The sequence below is a fragment of the Vibrio sp. 14G-20 genome (assembly GCF_026241515.1).
Classification (GTDB): domain Bacteria; phylum Pseudomonadota; class Gammaproteobacteria; order Enterobacterales; family Vibrionaceae; genus Vibrio.
Genome location: NZ_JAPHPW010000047.1, coordinates 1 through 9,889, shown reverse-complemented (window position 1 = coordinate 9,889; position 9,889 = coordinate 1). Strand labels below are relative to the sequence as shown.

The 9,889-nt window shown below is 43.9% G+C and carries 7 protein-coding genes and 1 tRNA gene; 4 read left to right on the top strand and 4 right to left on the bottom strand.

Features of this window, described 5'->3' with window-relative positions:
• Positions 1–488 precede the first annotated feature (488 nt).
• The 3 genes from OQJ75_RS22160 to OQJ75_RS22150 all read right to left on the bottom strand — a co-directional run bounded on the left by OQJ75_RS22160 (position 489) and on the right by OQJ75_RS22150 (position 2,782).
• Positions 489–579, bottom strand: a tRNA-Ser gene (locus tag OQJ75_RS22160).
• Between the two features lie 138 nt (positions 580–717).
• Positions 718–2,526: a DUF3413 domain-containing protein gene (locus OQJ75_RS22155; protein WP_265974369.1), complete on the bottom strand. Its 1,809-nt coding sequence runs from the start codon at positions 2,524–2,526 to the stop codon at positions 718–720.
• A gap of 28 nt (positions 2,527–2,554) precedes the next feature.
• Positions 2,555–2,782 (bottom strand): YejL family protein, encoded by a 228-nt coding sequence (locus OQJ75_RS22150; RefSeq protein WP_004740674.1) that lies wholly within the window; start codon positions 2,780–2,782, stop codon positions 2,555–2,557.
• An 84-nt stretch (positions 2,783–2,866) separates the two neighbouring features.
• Here OQJ75_RS22150 and yejK point away from each other — a divergent pair, with 84 nt between their 5' ends.
• The 3 genes from yejK (at position 2,867) to OQJ75_RS22135 (ending at position 6,635) form a co-directional block, all read left to right on the top strand.
• Positions 2,867–3,871 (top strand): nucleoid-associated protein YejK, encoded by a 1,005-nt coding sequence (yejK, locus tag OQJ75_RS22145; protein WP_017061190.1) that lies wholly within the window; start codon positions 2,867–2,869, stop codon positions 3,869–3,871.
• Between the two features lie 105 nt (positions 3,872–3,976).
• Positions 3,977–5,380, top strand: a complete 1,404-nt coding sequence (locus OQJ75_RS22140) for an Hpt domain-containing protein (RefSeq protein WP_265974368.1) — start codon at positions 3,977–3,979, stop codon at positions 5,378–5,380.
• Between the two features lie 76 nt (positions 5,381–5,456).
• The gene (locus OQJ75_RS22135) at positions 5,457–6,635 is read left to right on the top strand and encodes a chemotaxis protein (RefSeq protein WP_265974366.1); all 1,179 of its coding nucleotides are present in this window, start codon (positions 5,457–5,459) and stop codon (positions 6,633–6,635) included.
• Between the two features lie 98 nt (positions 6,636–6,733).
• On the opposite strand, the gene nhaC is transcribed toward OQJ75_RS22135, so the two are convergent.
• Complete coding sequence (nhaC, locus tag OQJ75_RS22130) at positions 6,734–8,170, bottom strand: Na+/H+ antiporter NhaC (protein ID WP_265974365.1); 1,437 nt, start codon at positions 8,168–8,170, stop codon at positions 6,734–6,736.
• 501 nt (positions 8,171–8,671) lie between these two features.
• Between nhaC and asd the strand changes: the two genes are divergently transcribed.
• The gene (gene asd / locus OQJ75_RS22125; protein ID WP_017629874.1) at positions 8,672–9,790 is read left to right on the top strand and encodes an aspartate-semialdehyde dehydrogenase; all 1,119 of its coding nucleotides are present in this window, start codon (positions 8,672–8,674) and stop codon (positions 9,788–9,790) included.
• Positions 9,791–9,889 lie beyond the last annotated feature (99 nt).

The following is a 9,889-nucleotide window of genomic DNA, read 5'->3' as shown; positions in this document are numbered from 1 at the left end:
TAACGGTTGCCGGTTTTCAAGACCGGTGCTTTCGACCACTCAGCCATCCCTCCAATGGCGCGTATAATATAAGGGTGGCTTTCGCTTGTAAATACCCTTATTAACTGACTGCTTTTTTTATGAACGCTTTTTGGTGTTTTTGTTCTAAATGATTATTTATTGTTCGGTTTATTAAGAAGCCGACAAAATCTAATATTTAATAAGCCAAGTATTCCCAACTTTCGTTATACGCGAAGTGTTTCTGTGCCATTAAAAAAGAAAGTATCTAATTGGCTTGCAGGTAAAGTTATGAGGGGAGTGTGGCATAGGCATAAGCACTTTCAGCTAGGAACTTTTAGCTTAGAACTCTGAGCTTGGAATTTAAAACTAGGTTTAAAGTGAATGAGTTTGAAACTGGGACTGTAGAGAGTTTTGTTAGATGAGCTTTATATTTTAGATAAGCTTCAGATGCAAAAAAGCCGCTGATTTCTCAGCGGCTTTCTTTAATGTGGTGGAGGGATAGGGATTTGAACCCTAGAACCGCTATTAACGGTTGCCGGTTTTCAAGACCGGTGCTTTCGACCACTCAGCCATCCCTCCAGTGGCGTGAATAATATAAGGGGTGGAGGATCTTGTAAACCCTTAATTTTCATAATTTTGTTTTGTTGCTTGTTTTCTAATCATTCATGGCAATAAAAAAGGGAAGCCTTTGGCTTCCCTTTGCTGTTTGCTGATTATTTAGTCATTTTTTGTGTAGAAACGCTGTAGCTCAGTCAGGCCTTGCATCAACACAGGTAAGCGAGGGCTTACGTTTTTCAGGCGCTTGTAATTCTGGTCGTACAATTTGTAGTTACCAAATTTATCTAACACCGTTGTTTGCTGATCAGTAACAAGCGCAAGTTCACGAGAATCGCCCGCGAGGATCCACTTTCTGCTACGCTCATTAAACAGGCTGCGACCACTACTGAAATCCGTTGGGTTCGAAGACACGCCCAATAGCTCTTGCATCAGTGTTACTGACACGTCTAGATGACTAGAACGGTGGGTGTATTCAGAAGCAGACTTACCAGGCCAGCTGATAAACAGTGGTACTTGTAATTGATAACGACTGTAGTTGGAGTTTGCACCCCAGCTGTTGGTTTTGGTTTCGTTAAACTCAGTACCGTGGTTAGAGGTAATGATAACCACTGTGTTGTCGGCGAGCTCTAAGCGTTCTAGTTCAGCGTAGATAGTTGCTAGCTGAGCATCGGCCGCTGTCGCTGACTTTTGATAGTCTTCAGCAAAACGCTCTGCTGTCGTTAGCGTAGAGTCCGACTCTGAACTTGAATCGTAGCTGGCGAAGTTATCCAGTGTAGTCAATTCAATAAAGTTAAACCAAGGGCGTTTAGCTTGCGGTGATTGAATCCAGTCAGACCAAGCTTTTATTGCACTCTGGTCATCATAAGTTGCTTGCTCTGGCATCACATCACGGCCTCGGAAGATAATATCCGAGTAAAGTGCATCGCTAAAGTTGTCGCCACTGAAAGCAGCAAACTTGTAATCGTGATTCTCTAAAACATCGAGCAATACTGCGCTTGACCCTTGAGCTTCAATGCTGCTTGCGTAGCTGCTCGGTAGGCCATAGAACAAGCCGAAAATACCAAACATATCGTTACTTGAACTGTAGTGGTTGGTGAAGTTGATCGACTGTTGTGCGTAGGCATAGCTGTTTGGCATCGCTGTCACATTAAGTGCGTCAGAGCGAAGGTTGTTCACACTCACCATCAGGATATTAAGATCATCACTGCGGCGGTTGTATTGAATTTTTTCTAGCGGGTAGCTAACTAGGTTTACGTTCTCTTTGTTCGCTTCTAAACGCTCAAGGTACTCTTCACGGTCTAATAGGCCATGTTTTTCCATAAAGCTTTTCGCTGTCATTGGGTAAGACAGTGGGAAGTTCGCTTTTTGGCTAGTAATCGGGTTATAGAAATACGCATCAGCCCACATGTAGGTCAAGTGGCTGCTGATGAAACACAGGAAGAACACGGCGGTAATTGGGCGGCCGATGTGTTTATGAGACAGTTTACGCTGCTTACGCCAAACCCACTCAGATAGACCGAGTTGCAGCAAGAAGATAAGCGGCATAACAATGAAGAGGTGCTGCAAGTCAGAGGTGAATGCAGACTCCTCTCCACTGAATAAAACCTCCCACACGACAGGCGTCAGGTGGAGGTTTATATTTTGATACGTTTGGGTATCAATCAGTAGGACAGTTAAACCTATGGTCGCGAAACAAACGGCAACCAAACGTAATAACTTCCTCGACGGAAGAATAAAAGTGAGCGGGAACAGCACTAATAGATAGAGCGCGAACACTAAAAAGCCGAAATGCCCAACCCACGATGCAGCCAAATAGAATTGACCCAGCAAGGTTTCTGGCCAAGCAGATTGAGTAATATAACGAGTACCAATCAACATCGCAGCAATGATGTTGAAAAATGCAAACCAGTGACCCCAACCAACCAGTCGAGATACACGATCGCTATATGAGTTTGCGCTGTCTACCATTTATAATTCTTTTATCCGTCAATCAAATTTAGTGAGACTTTTTATCTTCAAGAGAAGAAATTAAAGCCTCGGCAAATTTTTCAGCAATTCCTTTGCGTTGTGAAGCAGCAACATTCTGATTTAAGACATTGGTTGCGATATTTCCAGCGATCATCAGTGAAAGTTCTGGTGAAGCTTTGTGCTTAGATAGTACAGCACCTACTTCAGCTAGGATTTTTTCAACTTGTTCATCTGTGTATTTAGATATAATCGGCATAAGGACTCTAATAATGATAGTAAAAGCGGCTTATGATAACCTACTATGCACGACAACTGAAACCTGAACGGTAATATTTTCACTATGAGCCTTCACCTTTCCAACGTAATTTTACACCAGCTGAGCAAGAACGATCAGGATGAACTGATTGTTAACTATCGTGCTGAATCTCTAGAAAACGATGCTTCATCTGAAAGCCTAGTTGCTGAACTTCACCGTGTTTTTAATTCAAAAGCAGGCAAAGGGTTTGGTTCTTTCAAATCTGACAGCGAATTTCAGCAGTGGTTGCATCAACTTCGTGCGGGTGAGACAAACTTTTACGATTTTTCTCAAAAGAGTGCGCAACGTCTAAAAGACGAGCTATCAAAGTACCCATTCGCTGACGAAGGTATCTTGGTAATGGCTGAATATCAGTCACTTGCGACAGATTACCTTTTCATCGGCCTGCTGCCTTCAAACCAAAGCCTAAAGGTGACAGAAGGGCTAGATATTAGCGCAACTGACTACCTAGATATCTCCAAAATGGATATCGCGGCGCGCCTAGACTTGTCGACTTACGAGACAGACAAAGAGTCAAACCGTTACTTAACTTATATTAAAGGACGTGTTGGCCGTAAAGTCGCGGATTTCTTCCTAGATTTTCTTCAAGCTGAAGTTGGCTTAGATGCTAAACAGCAAAACCAAGTGTTGATGCAAGCGGTAGAAGATTTTGTTTCTGACTCTAAATTAGAGAAAGAAGAAGCGATCAGCTACAAAAAGCAGGTTGCCGACTACTGTAACGAGCAGCTAAAAGCGGGTGATGAAGTACAAGTTCGTGAACTTTCTGGTGAGTTGCCGGCAAGCACAGATGGTACGAGCTTCTTTGACTATACTAGTGAGCAAGGCTATGAGTTAGAAGATAGCTTCCCAGCCGATCGCGCAACTATGCGTAAACTAACAAAATTTGTTGGTGCTGGTGGCGGTTTGAATGTTAGTTTTGATAGTCTGCTTCTAGGCGAACGTATCTTTTACGATCCGGAGACAGACACGCTAACGATTAAAGGCACTCCACCGAACTTACGTGACCAACTGACTCGCAATAAGTCATAGCTCGAAGTTAACGGATAAAAGCGGCAGCAGGATGTTGTCGCTTATTTTGTGCTTAATCTTTTAGCTACGGTCATGGCTTCAAGTTAACACGCACAAGGAATATAGATGGAACAATCAGTAGCAAAGCCCAAACGCTTTAAAAAACCAGCCACCTTCTTGGTTGTGCTCTTGGCTCTGTGGTTACTTCCTTCATTGGCTCTTCTTAATCTAAGCCGTTCCTACACCAATTCTCTTGCTCAAATCGAAGAGCTAGGTATTCGAGTCAACGAGTTGAGGCAATCGCTTTATTTCTCAGAACCACTTCGAGTCTCTCGTATCAATGATCTGGCACTCGATGCTCAGTTGGTTTATTCAATCCGACTGCAGATTGAATCTGATTTCCAACACGCCTTGTTTCGTCCTGATGTGAACCAACTGTTGTACGTAGCTGATCAGTTCCTTGAAAAGTTCGATGAGTTCATTCCAATAGAAAGCCAAGTTCAAGACATCGTTGATAACATTAAGATCTTGCGTGCGGATAAAGACCTTTCCCCTAAGCTAAAACCACTCCTCAATGAATTCGGCGTTGTGGTATTTGAAGCAATGTATTCTGACAATCAAAGCTCGTCAGCGACTTATCGCGCCTTTGATTCCATTCTGGACAAATCTTATTCGCTAGAAACCGAAGAGCAAGATGCTATTCAACAGTTGCTCGCTGATGCGTCAGCGTTGTTGAGTGATTATGCTCAGCTTAACTATTTAGTTGATAAGATTAAGAAAAACTCAGTGAATGAGCAGATCATAAAACTCGAAGCTGAGTTCCATGACCGTCAATTCAACCTATTGTTGGTAATGCTGGGCTTAAGCTTGGTAGCGATGAGCGGGATAGTGTTTTGGGGCGTTAGGTCCACAAAAACGATGAAAGAAGCAGACCAAGAATTCAGCTCTGAACTAGAAATTAATTCAAGTAAGGAAGACGCTTCTTCTAGCGATGTTGTTTCCTCAGCAGTGCAACAAGCAGATAGCGACGCTTATGTATCCGAGAACAGGCCAACGAGCCAGTATTCCGATCCTCAACCTATGAAGAGTGTTAACGTTACAAGCCAACCCGTTGTGCCGCAAGATTCTATTCATAGAGCCCCTGAACAGGCACAAGTAGTAGAGAAACACGTTGCCAGTGTCACAGATTCAAAGCCTGCGATTGATATTGAAGACATGTTAGAAACGCTCGATGGTGATGCTGAATCTGTTGAACTCTTACTTGGTGTGTTTGTACAAGACCACGCCGGTGACTACGAGAAGTTTAAGTCTTTGTTGACTAAAGATGAAACCTCTGCGGCTCGCATTGTACATAGCTTAAAAGGTGTGGCTGGCAGTATTAAAGCGTCTCGGTTAGCCATCATTGCCGCAAGTATTGAAATGACAATGAAGCAGTCCAGAGCGATCAGTGAACATGATTTAGCTGAACTAGAGCAGGCCATAAAAGCCTCTGTGGATTCTGCTCATGAATATTTAGACAGTCAGCGTTAACTTTTACAGGATTTTTGACAATACTCTGACGAAGCGCTCATACAATCCGCGCCCTTAGTCTTTGTCAGAGGTTTATATGTTACGAGTTTCGAGTCGAAGTTGGATGGTGTTGGTGCTTAGCATTGTGCTAAGTGGTTGTTCTCTCTTAGAAGTTAAGTTAGATAGTCAAACGACGCCTCTCACTCAACAAGAGTTAAATGCTCGGATCATGACGCGTGAATACGCTAAGATGTTTTTTACACGAGTAGAAGACTCGGCCGATCTCATCGCGCAATCTTACCCTGCTGATGACACCTTACATCAATCTTATGTGTTGCTTTGGAAGATCCATGCAGAGCAGGGCTTACAACAAGCGGCTTACCAAACTTCCCCAATGTCTGCGTTAATCGACTCGTGGGTGTTCACTGCCCAAATGAATCAGTTTTATCGTCAAGGCGATGGTGCGGATCTGTTCGCGACGTCTGATGCGGTAGAGACAGCTCGTTTTCTTGACCAAGAAGCTGAGAAGTTGGCAAAGGGCGTATTGAGCTCGAGTGATTTCAAAAAGAGCAAAGCATTCGTTGCAGAGTTTGCCGCGAACAATCCTTTTAAAGATCTCACCTTCAGAAGCACGCCTGCTTATCGCGAATGGCTGGCTTATCTGGGTAAAGATGAATCTCAAATCGTTCAGAGCCTAGGTACAATGCCAGAAGCCATGAGCGATGCATCAGACCGCTTAAGCTTAATGGCTGACCAAACGCCAAAATTGATGACGTGGAAAGCCGAGTTGGTTGCAATGAACAACTCACTCACCGGTGAAGACTTGTCGATGACACTGGAAAGCCTTCGTCAAACGTCAGCAAGCATGCAAGACTTCATTGAGAACAACCCAGAATACATGCAGACACTGGCTTCTATTATGTCGACAGAAATGCAGCCATTGCTGAATGACCTCAGCGATAAAACAGACCAAAAGTTAGCAATGCTGAGTGATGAGCGTGTGGCACTAGAAAAGATGGTGACGCGTGAAAGAGAAGCTTTGGTTGAGATGATTGAGAAAGAGCGCATCGAGATTGCTGGTATCGTGACATCTGAAAGAGAACTGTTCACCAAAGATTTAGATCGTGTCTCTCAAGAGGTGGTCGTACTTGCGATTGATAAGCTGATGGAGCTAATCAAAGGTGTGATCATCTACTTCATCTTGTTTATCTTAGTGGTGTTCTTTGCCCCGTTAGGTATCGGTTATTGGTTGGGTAAACGAACCGCCAACAAATAAGTAAATCAGCAGATAAAAAAAGAGCGCCTAGAGCGCTCTTTTTGCATTTATACCATTAACGTTTTGTTTTCCGTTCTAACGCCCTGAACGATGAAGTGCTAGGCTTGTTGCTTAGTCAGCTCTGATGCTTCTTCAGCTTCAAACGCAGGTGCTGTTGGTTCACATTTATCAACGAACCAACCCATGTAAGACGTCACGATAGTCACGATGATACAAATGAAGCTTAACCACATGAAGGGTGCGTAAGACAGCGTCGCAACACCAAGAATACTCGCCATGTAGATACCGTTATCACTCCACGGAACCATACCCGACGTTAGCGTGCCACCAAACTCAGCATTACGAGATAGGTTCTTACGCTTGTAGCCTAAACGGTCGTAGTTTTTCGCACAGATTTTTGGCGTAAGGATTAGCGATACATACATCGCTGAACCGAACACGTTACCCATGAAAGCCGTACCAATTGTGCTAGTCGCTAGTGAGCCTGCGCTGTTTACGCGGCGCTCAAACACTTTAGCAATTGTCTCTAGCACGCCAACTTTATCCAGCAAACCACCGAAACCTAGACCAAATACGATAACCGCAACCGAACCCAGCATTGAAGACATGCCGCCACGGTTAAGAATCGAATCAATAAACTCTACGCCAGATGAGATTGAGAACGGTGCCCAAGCCGTGTTGAATGCCGTCAGGAAGTCGATATCTTGGATCATGACTGCCCAGATAATACCCAGCAGAGAACCAAAGCTGATGACCGGGAATGAAGGCATACGGAAAGCCAACAGACCAAGCACGATAAGTACCGGAACGAATGAGTAAGGCGTGATGTAGAACTGAACTTCCATCGCTTTGATTACAGAGTCAACTTGGCTCATGTCAACGTTGCCCGCGTAGTGGAAACCAAACGCAGTAAACATGATGCCTGTAATCACGTAGCTGATTAACGCAACTGGCAACATGCCCTTGATGTGTTCAACCACTTCAACACCAGACATTGAAGAAGCCAAAATCACTGAATCTGATAGCGGAGACATCTTGTCACCGAAGTAACAACCAGAAAGTACCGCACCTGCAGTAATCGGTGCTGGAACACCTAGACCTTGGCCGATACCCATCATCGCGATGCCTGCTGTACCCGCAGCGCCCCAAGAAGTACCAGTCGCCAATGCAGTTAGAGAACAGATGATCATGGTCGCTAAAAGGAAGATAGAAGGGTGGATAGCTTTCAGACCATAGTAAATGATAGTAGGTACGATCCCGCCTGAGATCCAAGTACCAACAAGAGCGCCAACGGCTAAAAGTATTAAAACTGCGCCTAAGCCATTAGATATTCCTTTGAGTGCTGCTTTTTCTAAGTCTTTGTATTGATGACCAAGACGAACACCAAGAACCATGATAATGAACCAGCCAATATACAAGGCAAGTTGGATTGGAAGGTCAAACTTTGCAGTAAAGGAAAAAGCAAGGGATAGAAATAGTCCTAACGCGATGAATACCTGTAATAGGTTCGGTAGGCGAGTTTTACTCTGCTTCATAAAAGCCTCTTGTGATTTCGAGCATTTATAGTGCTTCGTTATAGTGTGTGGTACGAAACGGACACTACAGTAATTAGTTTATTATATCGAAAAAATACGTCTAAGTTGTGATATTTGACTGTCAACTCAATCAATTGTGGTTTCATAATCTAAAATGTTGTTAAATTCATGATTGTTACATGTTGATTTCTGTCGCACGTTGTTTTCGTTTTGTAAAATATAATGCTGAGTAACCTTGGTTTAAGAGAGGGAATTACTGTTTGTGAACAGGCTGAATTTCAACGATTTCTACAGGGCAAATGTTTAAATTTGCCGATATTGAGACCTTTATTGGTGATGTGGGTATTGAGTGTCGATACAGAGATAACTGCACGATTTATTACGTTCACTTAAAAGAAACGAAAAAGTTACACTTTTTGACAAAAAGCACTTGAGTTCTGTTTCTGAAAAACTTATAGATGGGGGAGAGCAATTTTTAATTTTATACATGGAGAGTGAGCGATGAGAGTAGGTCTAGTTGGTTGGCGCGGTATGGTGGGTTCTGTACTGATGCAACGTATGGTTGAAGAGAAAGACTTCGACCTGATTGAGCCTGTTTATTACAGCACATCTCAGATTGGTATTCCTGCCCCTGTTCTAGGCGGTAAAGATGCTGGTCTACTTCAAGACGCTTTTGATATTGATAGCCTAAAACAGCTAGATGCTGTGATTACCTGTCAAGGTGGCGACTACACATCAAAAGTATACCCAGCGCTTCGTCAAGCAGGTTGGAAAGGCTACTGGATTGATGCGGCTTCTACTCTGCGTATGGACGCTGATTCAATCATCACTCTTGATCCTGTTAACTTGGCTCAAATCCAACAAGGTATTCACAGTGGCACCAACACTTTCGTCGGCGGTAACTGTACTGTGAGTTTGATGCTTATGGCACTAGGCGGTCTATATGAAAAAGGCATGGTCGAGTGGATGAGTGCGATGACTTACCAAGCGGCATCGGGCGCTGGCGCTAAAAACATGCGTGAGCTTATCTCACAAATGGGTGTGATCAACGACAGCGTAAGCTCTGAACTAGCAAACCCTTCAAGCTCGATTCTTGATATTGATAAGAAGGTTGCGGATACGATTCGTTCATCTTCATTCCCAACAGACCAATTTGGTGCTCCTCTTGCTGGCTCACTGATTCCTTGGATCGATGTGAAGCGTGAAAACGGCCAAAGCAAAGAAGAGTGGAAAGCGGGCGTTGAAGCGAACAAGATTCTTGGCCTAGATGGTCAGCCAATCCCTATCGATGGTACTTGTGTACGTATCGGTGCAATGCGTTGTCACGCTCAAGCACTAACGATCAAGCTTAAGCAAGATGTTCCAATGGACGAAATCGAAGAGATCATCGCGACGCACAACGATTGGGTTAAAGTGATTCCTAATGACCGTGACATCACTGCGCAAGAACTGACTCCGGCTAAAGTAACAGGCACGATGTCTGTACCAGTAGGTCGTCTACGTAAGATGTCTATGGGTAACGACTTCCTGAACGCGTTCACTGTCGGTGACCAATTACTTTGGGGTGCTGCAGAACCACTACGTCGTACTTTGCGCATTATCCTTGCTGAGAAAGCGTAACTGCCTCATTTTTGAGAATAATTAACGAAGAAGCGCCTTAGGGCGCTTAATTATATGGTCCGCCTCACTCTCAAGCCATTAAGCTTAGAGTAGGCTCTC